We start from the raw sequence: 15136 nt of genomic DNA, 5'->3' as shown, positions 1-15136 counted from the left end.
ATAAATCTTTAACTGTTATGTGATGCCACACTGCAGTTTTATGCGGTATTAATCCGCCTTTCGGCGGGCTATCCCCCAGATTCGGGTAGGTTGGTTACGCGTTACGCACCCGTGCGCCACTATGGCATTGCTGCCACCGTTCGACTTGCATGTATTAGGCCTGCCGCTAGCGTTCATCCTGAGCCAAGATCAAACTCTCCATTGTAAAATGTTCTACACCCATCCGAAGAGGGGCTGATGTCGAGTGCTGACCTTGCTCACATATTGACATTATGGTCAAATTCGTTTCGCTTGGTTTGTTTCACTGTGTCTCTTCCGAAGAAGAAGCAGCAAGTGGAACACTTACTATTTTGTCTATTTCCGTCATTCAAAGAACGTGTGATGCTTCCATTTGAAGCGTCAGTGTGGGTCGGTGGTGTAACCCGGGGTTGGCATTGTCCGCCTTTGTTCGTTTTGGGAGTGCAAAGGTAGAAACTAATTTTGATTTGGCAACTTGTTTTCGAAAATCTTTCTGTTTTTCGATTTAGTTTTCAAATCTACTACTTTCGTTTAAAGCAGCTTTTTTGTTTGTAAGTCAGTGTTTTAAGACTGGGTTACGGTTACCTCTGTTCGTTTTGGGAGTGCAAAGGTAGTTGATTTTTTTGACTTTCAAATTTTTTGGCGAAAAATTTTTAGAATCTTTTCGCGTCGATTTTCAAATTCTGGTCGCTTCCGGTTGAAGCGGGTTGCAAAGGTACGGTGGCTTTTTTCGCCGGTGCAAGCTATTCGAGAAATAAATCTTGACGCTTGCGACTGGCCGCGGTGGGTAAGACAAACTGCTTTTCGCGGGAGTTCCCGACCTTTCAATTTGGTACCGAAGCGGGTGCTTTTGATGTTTCCGTTGGTCCGTTTGACGTTTCGGGACTGCAAAGGTAGGGGGAGTTTTCGGGGCGGCAAGGGGGCTTTTACGAAATAGCTGAATTAGGGTTGTAAGTAACTGATTGATGCGGCTAAAAAATTCAACCGTGCTGGCGAATAGGCTTCAAATGTGGGCTGATTTGGGGTGAAAAGGTACCGTTTGACATATTGGTGCTTGGATGGGATGCTTGCTGGATAGAGTGGGATGGGCGTTATGAGTGGAGGTTTGGGGTCAGCAACCTGGTTGGATTGGGCCTCTTCCCCCCTACCCTCTTATTCAATGATGAGTGGTTTTGGGGGCAGGCATGTTTGTGGTGACAGGGTTTTGAGATGAGTGGAATGACGAGAACAGGCTTTTTCTAGGCAAAAGCCCCGCATCCGGCTCTAGCGTGCGGCTGGGGAGGGATGCGGGGCTGGAAGCAGCAGCGAGAAACGGTAGCGGTGGCCGGGTTTCGTGTTTAGCGGTGCAAGGTGCTGACGCGGTCAGGGCCGACGCTGACGATGCTGATGGGGACTTGCAGCTCCTTTTCGAGGAATTCGAGGTAAGCAACGAGGTTGGGGGGGAGTTGGGCGGCGTCGGTGAGGGTGGTGAGGTCGGAATTCCAGCCAGGGAGGGTGATGTACTCGGGGGTGATGGTGGTGAGCTCGCCGGGGTCGGGGAGTTGGGGGGTGCTGGCGCCGGTGGCGGTGCGGTAGTGGGTGCAGGCCTGGATTTCGGTGAAGCCGTCGAGGACGTCGGCTTTCATGAGGTGGAGCTCGGTGACGCCGTTCAGCATGATGGCGTAGCGGAGGGCGGGCAGGTCTATCCAGCCGGTGCGGCGGGGGCGGCCGGTGGTTGAGCCAAACTCGCGGCCGGCCTGACGGATTTGTTCGCCGACTTCGTCGTGGAGCTCGGTGGGGAAAGGGCCGCTGCCGACGCGGGTGCTGTAGGCTTTGATGATGCCGTAGACTTTGTCGATGTGGCGCGGGGCGATGCCGAGGCCGGTGCAGGCGCCGGCGGCGATGGTGCTGGACGAGGTAACGTAGGGGTAGGAACCGAAGTCGATGTCGAGGAGGGAGCCTTGGGCGCCTTCGGCGAGGATGCGCTTGCCTTGGGCGAGGAGGTCGTTGAGGAGGTATTCGGTGTCGATGAGTTGGAGGGTGCGCAGGAATTCGACGGCGGAGAAAAAGTCGGCTTCGAGGGCTTCGATTTCGAGCTGCTTATGGTGGTGGGCGGCGATGGCGGCGTGCTGGGCGACGGCTTCCTGGTAACGATGTTGGAAATCGGGCAGGAGGATATGGCTGACGCGGAGGCCGATGCGGCCGATTTTATCGGAGTAGGTGGGGCCGATGCCTTTGAGGGTGCTGCCGATTTTGGTGTTGCCGCGGGCTTCTTCGCTGATGCGGTCGAGGGCGCGGTGCGACGGGAGGATGAGCTGGGCTTTTTTGGAGATGTAGAGGTTTTTAGACCAGTCAATTCCTCTATCGGTGAGTTTTTGGAGCTCTTGGCGAAAGACGATGGGGTCGAGGACGACGCCATTGCCGACGATGTTGAGGATGTGGGGGTGGAAAATGCCGCTGGGAACTTGGTGCAGGACGTGCTTGACGCCGTCGAAGAACAGGGTGTGGCCGGCGTTGGGGCCACCCTGGAAGCGGGCTACAGCATCGTAGGTCGGCGCGAGGACGTCTACGATTTTGCCTTTGCCTTCATCGCCCCATTGGAGGCCTACTAATACGTCTACTGGCATGGTGGTTGAGGGTCGCCCGACCGAAGCGCTTTCCCCCGGCCCCTCTCCGAAAAGGAGAATGGAGACTGACGAGGTGGAAAGCTCTTGGGAGAGCTGTTATTAAGGTGGTTGGTATTAAGAGTCTAGATTATTGCTTGTTCTTACTTGATAGGGTCCTTCGCTCCGCTCAGGATGACAGACAACGTACCAAAAGGACAAAAAAACGGCCGCCTAAATGGCGGCCGGGGTTAGCTGTTGACGGGCGGTGGCTTCGTCGGGCGAAACGGTGAAGATGTTGTTTAGTTTCGTGATAGCCAGCATCTTCTTGGGGTGGTCGGCGGGGTTGATGAGGACCAGCTCGCCGCCGCGGCTGCGGAATTTGGTGAGGAGCGAGACCAGGACGCCGATGCCCGTACTGTTGATGTAGCGGATTTCGGAGAGGTCGATGGCGCAGTGAGTGAGGTCTTCGCCGAGGTGGCTGTTAACCGTTTGCAGGAGCTGGTCGGTGTCGGGGCTGCCGATGAGGTCGCCGGAAAGGCGGATGAGGAGGATGCCGTTTTGGACGGTGCTGGTTGTGGTCATGAGGGGTTGCTCTGGCGGGCGGCGGCTTCAGCCTTAGCGCGGCAGTCGCCGCAGATGCCGTAAAGATTCAAAGAATGGTGCAAGATATGGAAGTTCAGCAGGTCTCCGACCATGGTTTGGATGCCGTGGATGCGGGGGTCGCAGAATTCCACCACTTTATGGCATTCGGTGCAAATGACGTGGTCGTGCTGGCGGTAGCCGTAGCTCTTTTCGTACTGGGCGAGGTTGCGGCCGAACTGGTGCTTGCTGACGAGGCCTTGTTCGACCAAGAGGTCGAGCGTGTTATACACGGTGGCGCGGCTTACTTGCAGGCCTCGTTCCTTCATGCCGGCGTAGAGTTCTTCGACATCGAAGTGCCCGGAGCGAGCGTAGATTTCTTCAAGGATGGCGTAACGCTCACCGGTTTTGCGGAGCCCTTTGTTTTCGAGGTGAGCGGTGAAGAGCTTCTTGACTTCTTCGAGCTTGTCGGTATTCAGGGGGGCTTCGGAGGCGGGGCTGGGGGTGTGCTTGGCGGCGTAGCCGGTTTCGGAAGAGCCGCCTACCCCCTGCCCTGCTTCATCAACGAGGTTGGCGGGGACGGTTTGGGATTTACTCACTGTATATATAAGGTGTAAGTCGGCGGGACAAAGGTACGGCGGCCGGGCAAGTCACCTCACCCTCTGCGCTCTCCTTAAGAAGAGGAGAGCCGAGATGGCGCAGATATGCAGCTATTGCTCGAAATAGAGATGGTAGTGGTTGGCGCAGCCGGGGTTGAAAGCAGCTTGGCAGTGCGGGCAGATACTGTTGCAGCTTAAGTAACTGGAGATGCTTAAAGTTTGGTGGCAATTTCCGCAGTAGATGGCTTGGGTCTGGAATTCGGTTTTGGGCCAGACCTGGGCGGGATGGTCGGCGGCCTCATTGTGGCACTGGATGCAGGCGTAGAACTCGCCGCAGCATTTGTGCTGGATGGCGATGATGTCGCGCTCGGAGTGGTAGTGGGCGCATTGGGTGCGCGCATTTACCTCGGTGCCATGGATGGTGATGGGTTCAGCGCCTTTCACGGATTAGGAATCGAACCGCTCGACCTGGAGCACGCCGTCGACTTTTTTGAGGCGCTGGATGAGCTTGTTGAGGTGGTCGGTGTCATTGACGAAGACCATAATCTGCCCTTCGAAGAAACCGTCGTCGGCGGTGATGGTGATGGAGCGCATGTTCACCTTGAGGCTGGTGCTGATGATGCGCGTGACGTCATTGACGAGGCCCACGCGGTCAGAGCCTTTGAGGCGGACACCGGCGAGGAAAGCGAGTTCGAGCTGGTCGGTCCACTTGGCGCGCACAATGCGGTTGCCGTAGTTCGACATCAAGTCGACGGCGCGGGGGCAGCTAGTGCGGTGGATGATGAGGCCCTGGTCGGTTTCGAAGCCGAACACGTCGTCGCCAGGAATGGGGTTGCAGCAGCGGGCAATGCTGTAGTTGAACTTGTCGGTGTGCTCCCCTACTACCAACATATCCGGTTTCACGCCGCGGATTTTCTGGACTTCGTTGTCAAACGTTTTGGGCTCAAGTACGGCTGGCAATGGCTTTTCAGAAGTGAAAAGCGACTCGCGGATGGCGCGGCCATCAATCTGCCCCACGGCTAGGCGGTAATAAAATTCCTGGGCGCTGGGCGCGTTGAAATAGGCCAGCAGGCGGTTAAAGTTGTCCTGCGTGAAGGGCACGCCGATGAGTTCCAGCCGCTTTTCGAGGATGAAGCGGCCGTCCTCGGCCTTGGCGCGCTTGTCGTCGCGCAGAAAATCCTTGATTTTCGAGCGCGCCTTGGTCGTGATGACGTAGTTGAGCCACTCGGCCGTGGGGCGCTGCTTGTGCGAAGTCAGGATTTCGACCTGGTCGCCGTTGTGCAACTGGTAGCTGAGCGGCTCCAGCTTCTGGTTCACTTTAGCACCAAGGCAGTGGATACCGATTTGGGAGTGAATGTCGAAGGCGAAATCCAGCGCCGTGGCCTTGTCGGGCAGAATCACCAGCTTGCCCTTGGGCGTGAAGGCGTACACTTCCTTCACAAACAGGTTCTGGCGGAATTCGTCCATGAATTCCAAGGCGCTAGAATTGTTGGATTCCAGCATTTCGCGCACCTTGTTCACCCAACCTTCGAGCGAGCTTTCGGGCTGAATGCTGCCGGTGTCCTTGTACTTCCAGTGCGCGGCGTAACCTTTCTCGGCGATGTCGTCCATGCGGCGCGAACGAATCTGCACCTCCACCCACTGGCCAGCGCGCGACATCACAGTGGTATGCAGGCTTTCGTAGCCGTTGGCTTTCGGCGTCGAAACCCAGTCGCGCAAACGGTCCGGGTTGGGCTGGTAGAAGTCCGTAACAATGGAGTAAACCTGCCAGCAGGCCGCTTTTTCCTGCTCCGGCGGCACGTCTAGAATGACGCGAATGGCAAACAGGTCGTACACCTCATCGAAGGTGATGTTCTGCTTCTTAATCTTTTTGAGGATGGAATAGATGCTTTTCGGCCGGCCCTTAATTTCATAATCGAAACCTTGTGCCTTCAACTCCTCATCAATCGGCTGCACGAACTCCTTGATGAAGCGGTTGCGCGCCGCCTGGCTCTGCCGCACCTTGGCCTTGAGCTCATTGTACGTCTCCGTATCCGTGAATTTCAGGTACAAATCCTCCAGCTCGCTCTTTATGGTATAGAGACCCAGGCGGTGGGCCAGTGGCGCGTACAGATACAGCGTTTCCGAGGCAATTTTCAGCTGCTTGTGGCGCGGCATCGAATCCAGCGTCCGCATGTTGTGCAGGCGGTCGGCAATTTTTATGAGAATCACGCGCACGTCCTCGCTCAGCGTGAGCAGCATTTTGCGGAAATTCTCGGCCTGCTCGCTCGTGCCGTACTCGAAGACGCCCGAAATCTTGGTCAGGCCATCAATAATGCGGGCGACTTTGGTACCGAACTCGCGCTCGATATCCGAAATTTCGGTGGGCGTGTCCTCCACCACATCGTGCAGCAGCGCGGCCACGATGCTCGTGGTGCCCAGCCCAATTTCCTCCACCGCAATCTGGGCCACCGCCAGCGGGTGCAGAATATAGGGTTCGCCCGATTTGCGACGCATCTCCTTATGTGCCTCCAGGCTCTGATTAAAAGCCTTTTTGATGAGCTTGGGGTCACCGTCTTTCAGATACGGCTTGGCGGTGCGCAGCAGGCGGCGGTAATGGCGCAGGATTTCCTGGCGCTCGGCTTCGGGAGAGATAACGGGAGGCATAATGGGTAAAGTAACAACGCCGGGGCGGAAAAGGTGGCTCCGAAAGCACTTCTGACAGCAGTTATACCTATCCTTTGCATGCAATGGTTTTCCCGAGTACCTTTGCGGGCCCGTAGCAATCGGCGTGCGGCACCATATGCGGATATGGCGAAATTGGTAGACGTGCCAGACTTAGGATCTGGTGCCGCAAGGCGTGTGGGTTCGAGTCCCTCTATCCGCACTTTTATTTGATGCAGGCCTTCAGTCGTATAGGCTGGAGGCTTTTTTTTCAACCTTTCAATCTGGCCGGCAGCAGCTGGCTCCCTGTTTTGAACATTACTCTCGACAAGAACGACGAGCAGCTGACCGGGCTGCTGACCGTGAACCTGACCGAAGCCGATTACGCGCCTACCGTCGACAAGCAAATCAAAGAGTACAGCAAGCGCGCCCAGGTGAAGGGCTTCCGCCCCGGCATGGTGCCCGTGGGCATGGTCCGCAAGATGTACGGCAAAGGCATTCTGGGCGAGGAAATCAACAAAATGCTGGGCAAAGCCGTGGACTCCTATATTAAGGAGAACAACATTAAGCTGCTGGGCGAGCCCCTGCCCGTGCCGAGCAACGTCGACTTCGACGTAGATAAAGACTTCGCATTCCAGTTTGAGCTGGGCCTGCTGCCCGACTTTACGCTGCCCGCCGACCTCGCCGTGGAGCGTCACCAAGTGAGCCTCGACGACGAGACGCTGGCCCAGACCAACGAGCAAATCGCCCGTCAGTACGGCGAAACGACCAACCCCGACGAGTCGGAAGCTGGCGACTACCTGTTTGGCAAGCTGAAGAAGGAAGGCGAAGAAGGCGAAGGCCGCACCATTCTGCTGCCCATCGCCAAGGTAACCGGCGACCAGGCCCAGTTCATCGGCAAGAAGGCTGGCGATGTGGTGAACTTCGACCTGCAAGCTGCTTTCAGCAACGATGCGGCTTCGATTTCGAACTTCACCGGCCTGAGCAAAGCCGAAGCTGCTGAGGCGACCGGCAACTACGAGCTGAGCGTGGAGAAGGTGAACCGCACGGCCGCCCCGGAAATGAACCAGGAGCTGTTCGACAAAGTATTCGGCCCCGAGGCCGTGGCTTCGCAGGAGGAATTCGATGCCAAAGTGCGCGAAACCATCCAGCAGAACTACGACCGCGAGAGCGAAGGCGCAATGAACAACAGCATTGTGCAGCAGCTGGTGGAAAAAACCGACATCAAGGTGCCCACGGAGTTTTTCAAGAAGTGGCTGGTGCGCGCCAACGAGGGCAAGCTGACGCCCGAGCTGGTGGAAGAGCACTACGATGACTACGTGAAGGAGCTGAAGTGGAGCATGATTCGCAACAAGGTGGTGGAAGACGCCGGCCTGAAAGTGAGCAACGACGAGATTGTGAACCGCACCCTCGACAAAATCATGGGTCAGTTCAACATGCCCAACATGCCCGACGAGATGCGCGAATCGATGCGCAGCTACGCCGACCAGTTCCTGAAGCAGGAGAACGGCAAAAACTACGTGAACGAGTACGAGGCCATTCTGGCAGAGAAAGTGCTGGAAAACCTGCGCGGCAAAGTTGTTGTTACGGACAAGCCCGTAACGGCCGAAGAATTCCGGACCCTGCATAGCTAAGCTCTCGCGCTGAACCACGCAGACCAGTTTTTGGAAAAGCCCTTACGGAGACGTAGGGGCTTTTTCGTTGGGGTTCCAACAACATTCGCTTTCTTCGCTCGTCTTTCTAACCTCATACCTCACTCGCGCAGGCTGCGGCCGGCGCTCCATTTTTCTCTCATGAATCCATTACTGAATAGACAAGAGTTTCGCAAGTTCGCGGTGAAAGGACAGGGCCTGAGCGGCCTGGGCGTGGACCAGTACCTGAACCACATGGAAGGCCAGGTGCGCAACGGCATGATGCTGCCCACCAACATGACCCGCTCGGTCATCGAGGAGCGTCCGCAGAACTTCCGCGAAATCGACGTGTTCTCGCGCCTGATTATGGACCGCATCGTGTTCCTGGGCACGGCCGTGGACGACTATATCGCCAACATCCTGACGGCGCAGATGCTGTTTCTGGAATCGGCCGATGCCAAAAAGGACATCCTGCTCTACATCAACTCGCCCGGCGGCTCGGTGTATGCCGGCCTGGGTATTTATGACACGATGCAGTACGTGAACCCCGACGTGGCCACGATTTGCACCGGCCTCGCGGCTTCTATGGGCGCGGTGCTGCTCGCTGGCGGCGCGGCAAACAAACGCTCGGCCCTCCCCCATGCCCGCGTGATGATTCACCAGCCTTCGGGCGGCGCGCAGGGGCAGTCGTCGGACATTGAAATTACGGCTCGCGAAATCCTGAAGCTGAAGAAGGAGCTGTATGACATTCTGGCGCAGCACACCGGCAAAACCTACCAGGAAATCCACGACAACTCGGACCGTGACTACTGGATGCGCGCCGATGAGGCCAAGGAATACGGCCTGATTGACGAAGTGCTGGAGAAGAAAAAAGCCTAAACCCGGCTTCGTCGGATTGGCGGCGAATTTTTCGGATTTTGTAGCCGATTTCTTTAGAAAAAGCCTCTGCTGAATTAGCAGGGGCTTTTTTATGAAAGCCTATTCGTCGGGAATTAGCAGCCAGCACACCCATTCTTTTCAGCGTTGGATGCCTGGGCTGCCGCCCTGCGCCGGAACGGCCAGGGCCGGGCCGCGGCACTATTTTTCCGGTGATAGGCGTTGCGCTTGTCGTATCTTTGAGCCCGCTTGTCCAAAAGACAGCCCTCCCACCCTCTTCTATTCCCTTTTCCGTGGCCGAAATATCCTGTTCCTTTTGCAATAAGAGCAAGCGCGAAGTCGCCGTCATGATTTCGGGTATCAACGCCCACATCTGCGAGCAGTGCGTGGGCCAGGCCCAGCACATCCTCAACGAGGAAGCCAAAGCCCAGGAGGCCGGCAAGCAGCCCAAGTTCAACCTCATCAAGCCCAAGGCCATCAAGGAGCACCTCGACCAGTACGTGGTGGGCCAGGACGAAGCCAAGCGCGTGATGGCCGTGGCCGTGTACAACCACTACAAGCGCCTGATGCAGAAGCCCCAGGAGGATGAAGTGCAGATTGAGAAGTCCAACATCATCATGGTGGGCGAAACCGGCACCGGCAAAACTTTCCTGGCCCGCATGCTGGCCAAAATCCTGCAGGTGCCTTTCTGCATCGCCGACGCCACGGTGCTGACGGAGGCGGGCTACGTGGGCGAAGATGTGGAAAGCATCCTCACCCGCCTGCTGCAGGCCGCCGACTACAACCTCGAAGCCGCCGAGCGCGGCATCGTGTACATCGACGAAATCGACAAGATTGCCCGCAAGAGCGACAACCCCAGCATCACGCGCGACGTGAGCGGCGAGGGCGTGCAGCAGGCCCTGCTGAAGCTCCTCGAAGGCACCAACATCAACGTGCCGCCCCAGGGCGGCCGCAAGCACCCCGAACAAAAGATGATTTCGGTGAACACCGAGAACATCCTCTTCATCTGCGGCGGCGCGTTCTCGGGCCTCGACCGCATCATTAAGAGCCGCCTGAACACCAAGCCGATGGGTTTCGCCAAGACGAACCTCGACGAGCAGGTGGATACGCAGAACTTCCTGCGCTACGTGTCGGCCCAGGACATCAAGAGCTTCGGCCTGATTCCGGAACTGATTGGCCGTCTGCCGGTGCTCACGCACCTCAACCCGCTCGACCGCAGCACGCTGCGCATGATTCTGACCGAGCCCAAGAACTCGCTCGTGCGCCAGTACAAGCGCCTGTTCGGCATGGAGAACATCGAGCTCAGCTTCACCGAAGACGCGCTCGAATACATCGTGGAAAAAGCCGACGAGTACCGGCTGGGCGCGCGCGGCCTGCGCTCCATCTGCGAGAGCATTATGACCGATGCCATGTTCGAAATGCCTTCGGACAAAGGGGCCGACGCGCTGCAGATTAACCTGAGCTATTGCCGCAGCAAGTTCGAGAAGTCGCCGCTGCGCCACATGCGGGCGGCGTAAGTTTGTAATACGTGGTGCCGAGCAGTTGGTACCCGGTAATGGGAAGTTCGGTTTATGCCGGGCTTCCCATTTTTGTTGCTTCACTCGTTATACCAGCAACGTGGGCCTCTTTTCGTTTCTACTTCCCCAGCCTTTTTACATTGGCGATGCCGTATTCGGCCGGCTCCGACGGGAAGAATATGACAGGCACACTGGCCAGACGTGGTTTATTACCGAAGCGCTATTATTTGCGCCCACCGGCCGGCGCATTGGCTGCTACCTCGATACTCCTGAAACCGGCCCCACCGCAGCCCAGCAGGTATTGTACCGGCATATCGAGCAGCAGTACGACACACTAATTGCGAAGCTCATCCCCCTCATCGAAGACGAGTTTCGGAATTGGCAGCCGGATTTCTGCATTGCCGACTTTGGCGCCGAGTTCTGGCTCACCGGAATTTCAATTCCAGAATTGCAACACCCAAGCACAGAACCGGCCTGGGACTGGACTTTCGAAACCATTCACGATGCCAACCACATGTTCACGTTCTATATGAACGGCGACACGCCGCTGCCCGGCATGCAGATGGACGGATAAGCTTATACTACCCGCAAAAAAAGGCCCGCCGATTGGCGGGCCTTTTTCTTAATCTGGCCGGACAAAGCCCGGCTCAATCTCAACCTTACTCCACTACCACGCGCTGCACGCTGGGGGCGCGGCCAGCGGCCTGCACCGTGAGCAGGTAGGTGCCGGCGGCCAGGCCGCTCATGGGCAATTCGGTGGCCGCGCCGCTGAAGGTGCGGGTCGCCACTACCTGGCCCAGCACCGTGCGCAGCGTTACCTGCGCGGCGGTGGCGCTGGTGGCCAGCTTCAGGTTCAGGGTGCCGCGGCCCGCTACGGGGTTGGGGTACACGCTGAACTCGCTCTGCTGGGCCTGGGCGGTGGCCGTAACCGTGGTAACGGTGTAGGCGGTGCCGTTGCTCGGGATGCCGGTAGCCGTGGTGAGCACCACGTTGCCGGTAGTAGCGCCGGCGGGAACCGTGAAGGTGACGGTGGTGGCGTTCACCACCGTGAAACCGGTGACGGCTACGCCGTTGATGGTGGCGCCCGTGGCCGAGGTGAGGTTGCTACCCGTTACGGTAACGGTGCTGCCCACCGGGCCGCTGGTGGGGCTCAGGCTGGTGATGGCCGGTGCCGCGGGCGGCGTGGCGCAGGTCAGCGTCAGGCCAAAGGTGCCGGTATTGGTGGCCAGGTAGCCATTAACGAGGACGAAGTAGGTAACTCCGTACTGCGAAGCAAACGTTACCGAAGAGCAGGTAAGTCCGGTAGCCGCATCGTCGTTGCCCCCTACGCAGGTATAGGAACCGCACCGACCCGAATACACGAACAACTGGGTGTCGAAATCCGTGGTGGCACTGCAGGTTGATACCGTCATGCTGGCCCCGGTGCCTACCATGGTATAGAACACCCCGCCGTTTCTCACGGCAGTGCCGCAGGTGCCCGTGGGGTCGCCGGTTGCCGTGTAGCCAACGTTGGTGCCGGTTAGGGTTTGCCCGCAGGCCAGCGCTATTGCATTAGCGCACTGGTCGTTGGCCGGAGGAATCAGGAAAGGAGTGGCTGAAGTACCGCTGCCCACTGGCGCGGTCACGACGATGGGGCCCGAAGTGGCACCAACAGGCACAGTTACGGTAATTTGGGTGGCCGAAACCACCGTGAATACGGTAGCAGGGGTGCCGTTGAAGGTTACCTGCGTAGCGCCGGTGAAGTAATTGCCCGTAATTGTAACCTGCGTACCAGCGGGACCACTGGTTGGCGTGAACGAAGTGATGACTGGCACCTGTACTGTGAAACTGCTGGCAGAAACGGCGATGCCGTTGGGCGTAGTCACCGTAATCCGGCCAGTAGTAGCACCAGTTGGTACCGTTGCGGTAATCTGATTAGCCGAAACTACCGTGAATACCGTGGCCACCGCCCCGTTGAAAGTAACCCGCGTCGTGCCCGTGAAGTTGCTGCCGTTAATCGTAACCTGAGTGCCGGGCACCCCAACCGTGGGCGAGAACGAAGTGATGGCCGGAGCCGGCGGAATGGTAAAGCTGGTGGCCGAGGTGCCCGTGCCCAGCGGCGTCGTCACCGCAATGGGTCCGGTAACGGCCCCGATGGGTACCGTCACAGTAATCTGGGTTGCCGAGTTCACGGAGTATACCGGCGCGTTGGTGCCGGCAAATGTTACCTGCGAAGCCGCCGTAAAGTTGGTGCCGGTGATAACCACCGTGCTGCCTACCGCGCCCGTGGCGGGCGTGAAGCTGGTGATGGTGGGCGGTACGCCTACCAGGAACGACGTAGTCGAGACAGCCGTGCCGTTCGGCGTGGTTACGCTGATGAGGCCGCTGGTGGTACCGGCCGCCACCGTAACCGTGAGGCTGGTGGGCGAGTTCACCACGAACGTAGCGGGCGTGCCGTTGATGCTCACAGCCGTTGCGCCCGTGAAGTTGGTGCCAGTGAGCGCAACCGTGGTGCCAACCGGGCCGCTCGTGGGCGTGAAGCCGGTAATGGTAGCACCCGGGCCCGGCGCAATGGCAAAGTTGATATCCGAAATGTCGAAGAAGTAGTTATCAGCCGCTTCCACCATTACGCGGGCTTGGGTAGCCGTCACATTGGGCACGGTTACTGAAGCAGTGCCGGTGTTGGGCACGGCCGAAGCCAGCAGCACCGGGTAGGTCAGGCCGCCGTCAAGGCTCAGGCGCAGGTTCACGGTGGCGCAGCTCACGGGGGCTACGTCGGTACCGGCTACGTTCCAGGTCACGGCCTGCGTGGTGCCGCCCGTCCAGCTAGTGGCCGTGTTGGGGGCCGAAAGCACAAACGGACCGGCGGTGCTCGTCACGTTCAGGTCCACGAAAGGGCTGTAATCGACGCCGCCAATCACGCCGGCCGAGCCGCTGTGCTGGTCGCGGGCCGTGCAGCGAAACTTCAGGGTGCGGGTTACGGTAGGCAGGCGCTCGCCGAGGACGGTGGTATTGTTCACCAGGTCGGTGAGGCGCGGGAAGTAGCGGGTGCTGCTCAGCAGCGGCACAAAGGAGCGGAACAGGGGCACATTTTCGCCGGCCACCTGCGCATCGTTGGGCGCCCTCGTCGGGCCAAGGTCCATTTCTTCCCACATGTAAGTCAGGGGGTCGTTCTCCGCATCGGTGGCCGCAGCCGTCAGCTTAAAGGGCGTGCTGATGGGCAGGGTTTTGCCGCTGGCCGGGGCCGTCACCACGGGAGCCGTGTTGCCGGTGGGCGAGTCGGTGCCGCAAGCGGTGCTCGAAATAAAGGCGCGCATTTCCTGATAGTTACCCGTGTGAAAGGTAGCGTCGGAATGGGGCTGCAAGTCATTGGCCGTGCCGCAGATACCCGCGTAGGCCATGATGGTGGAACCGGAACCCGGCTCCCAGGCGGTGCTGGCTTTGCGGTTGCCGCCGGAGCAGCTGCCCCCGTTGCCGTTAAAGGGGTGGCTGCCGGAAAACTGGTGGCCCATTTCGTGGGCTACGTAGTCGATGTCGAAGGCATCGCCCACCGGGTTCGGCAGGCCGGTTACGCCCTGGGCCTTGCGGGTCGAGGTACAAACGCCGGCGTAGCTGGCCACCCCGCCACCTCCGGTGCTCACCACGTGGCCGATGTCGTAGTTGGCCGTGCCAATGATGCGGTCGATGTTCGATTGGTTCTGGCTCAGCAGCACGTTGTTGGTGTTGCTGTCGTCGAAGGCCGGCGACGGCTGCGTGCCAATGCCCCTCAAGAACACAAGCTGGTCGTTATTGGCAACCAGCACCATGCGCACGGCCAGCTCTTTCTCGTACACGCCCACCACGCGGTTCAGGGTCGTTACCTCGGCAGCCAGCACGCTGGTGACCGTGTTGCCCTTCGTAACGGCATATTCAGGCGTATTAGCCAGCGCCAAACGATAGGTACGCAACTGCGAGCCACTGGCCAGGGCTTTGCCCGAAGCCGTAGCCGCCGCCACCTGCACCCGGGCTTCCTTCAGTTCCTCGGCCGTGGGCGCAAAATTGCAGGCGGGCACCGCACCAGCGGCGGCGCGGTTCATGTCCTGCCGAAAAAAACCGAGGTAGTGGCGCGTGTCGGTGCGGGTAACAGGGTCGATGTAGTAGGTGTTGCCCCCCGCGGCCAGTACCTGGGCATGGAAACCCTTCGGCGTGAGGTCGAGGCGCAGCGAGGCCGTTCGGTCGTCGAGCCCCGCGCCGACGTAGGTTTTGATGCTCGGAAACTTGCGGGCCAATTCCGGGGCCATCACCGATGTTTCGCGTACCGCGAAGCGGGCGATGCTGCCGTCGGGCCGGGGCAGGGCCAGCTCCAGCGGAGCTCCGGCCTGGCCTTCGAAGGGGGCCGTGGCCAGCGCGGCGCGCAGGGCAGCTTCATCCAACGTAAGCGCCTGCGAATGGGTGAGCGCGGCTGCCAGCGGCGAAACGGCCGCCGCACTCCGGGCTTCGGCATCGGCCCGGAAATAGGGCGAGGTTTGTTGGGCACGGGCGCCCACAGCCAGGCCCAGCGTGGCCAGCAACAGGGCGCTGGTCCGGCGCAGGTGGCGGCTGGCAGCCGCTAGCCCGGTCGAGGCCGTTGTTCCGCTATTGTAACGTTCTTGCATAAATAAAAAACAATTGGGGTGGAAGTGTAAATATAGGAGCAAAACCCTTGCAGACGAATTATTAAGCTTAAATAA

Annotated in this window: 10 protein-coding genes, 1 tRNA gene and 1 rRNA gene; 5 read left to right on the top strand and 7 right to left on the bottom strand. The window is 58.8% G+C overall.

All coding sequences use genetic code 11. From position 1 onward, the window contains the following. From MON38_RS17825 to MON38_RS17800, 6 genes are all read right to left on the bottom strand, one after another. A 16S ribosomal RNA gene (locus MON38_RS17825) occupies positions 1 to 205 on the bottom strand; the annotation flags it as partial. 1150 nt (positions 206 to 1355) lie between these two features. After that, positions 1356 to 2624 carry an adenylosuccinate synthase gene (locus MON38_RS17820; protein WP_241937501.1) on the bottom strand — a complete coding sequence of 423 codons (1269 nt, stop codon included), beginning with the start codon at positions 2622 to 2624 and terminating at the stop codon, positions 1356 to 1358. A gap of 210 nt (positions 2625 to 2834) precedes the next feature. Next, a complete protein-coding gene (locus MON38_RS17815) occupies positions 2835 to 3185 on the bottom strand; it encodes an STAS domain-containing protein (RefSeq protein WP_241937500.1) in 351 nt (116 codons plus the stop codon). After that, the gene (locus tag MON38_RS17810; RefSeq protein ID WP_241937516.1) at positions 3182 to 3661 is read right to left on the bottom strand and encodes a Fur family transcriptional regulator; all 480 of its coding nucleotides are present in this window, start codon (positions 3659 to 3661) and stop codon (positions 3182 to 3184) included. The genes MON38_RS17815 and MON38_RS17810 overlap by 4 nt, the downstream gene beginning before the upstream one ends. Positions 3662 to 3892: 231 nt before the next feature. Beyond that, a complete protein-coding gene (locus MON38_RS17805; RefSeq protein ID WP_241937499.1) occupies positions 3893 to 4225 on the bottom strand; it encodes a CHY zinc finger protein in 333 nt (110 codons plus the stop codon). 3 nt (positions 4226 to 4228) lie between these two features. After that, a complete protein-coding gene (locus MON38_RS17800; protein ID WP_241937498.1) occupies positions 4229 to 6427 on the bottom strand; it encodes a RelA/SpoT family protein in 2199 nt (732 codons plus the stop codon). A gap of 138 nt (positions 6428 to 6565) precedes the next feature. Here MON38_RS17800 and MON38_RS17795 point away from each other — a divergent pair. The 5 genes from MON38_RS17795 to MON38_RS17775 all read left to right on the top strand — a co-directional run bounded on the left by MON38_RS17795 (position 6566) and on the right by MON38_RS17775 (position 11022). Beyond that, positions 6566 to 6647: transfer RNA gene (locus MON38_RS17795), tRNA-Leu, on the top strand. Between the two features lie 88 nt (positions 6648 to 6735). Next, complete coding sequence (tig, locus tag MON38_RS17790; protein WP_241937497.1) at positions 6736 to 8058, top strand: trigger factor; 1323 nt, start codon at positions 6736 to 6738, stop codon at positions 8056 to 8058. 159 nt (positions 8059 to 8217) lie between these two features. Beyond that, complete coding sequence (locus tag MON38_RS17785) at positions 8218 to 8934, top strand: ClpP family protease (RefSeq protein WP_277881541.1); 717 nt, start codon at positions 8218 to 8220, stop codon at positions 8932 to 8934. A gap of 290 nt (positions 8935 to 9224) precedes the next feature. Continuing rightward, positions 9225 to 10448, top strand: a complete 1224-nt coding sequence (gene clpX, locus MON38_RS17780; RefSeq protein ID WP_241937496.1) for an ATP-dependent Clp protease ATP-binding subunit ClpX — start codon at positions 9225 to 9227, stop codon at positions 10446 to 10448. Positions 10449 to 10548: 100 nt separating this feature from the next. Next, a complete protein-coding gene (locus MON38_RS17775) occupies positions 10549 to 11022 on the top strand; it encodes a hypothetical protein (RefSeq protein ID WP_241937495.1) in 474 nt (157 codons plus the stop codon). 85 nt (positions 11023 to 11107) lie between these two features. Here MON38_RS17775 and MON38_RS17770 read toward each other — a convergent pair whose 3' ends face one another. Beyond that, positions 11108 to 15061 (bottom strand): IPT/TIG domain-containing protein, encoded by a 3954-nt coding sequence (locus MON38_RS17770; protein ID WP_241937494.1) that lies wholly within the window; start codon positions 15059 to 15061, stop codon positions 11108 to 11110. Positions 15062 to 15136 lie beyond the last annotated feature (75 nt).

The organism is Hymenobacter cyanobacteriorum (assembly GCF_022631375.1).
Lineage (GTDB): Bacteria > Bacteroidota > Bacteroidia > Cytophagales > Hymenobacteraceae > Hymenobacter > Hymenobacter cyanobacteriorum.
The sequence above is the reverse complement of the archived record's forward strand: the minus strand, read 5'-3'. Positions and strand labels throughout refer to the sequence as shown.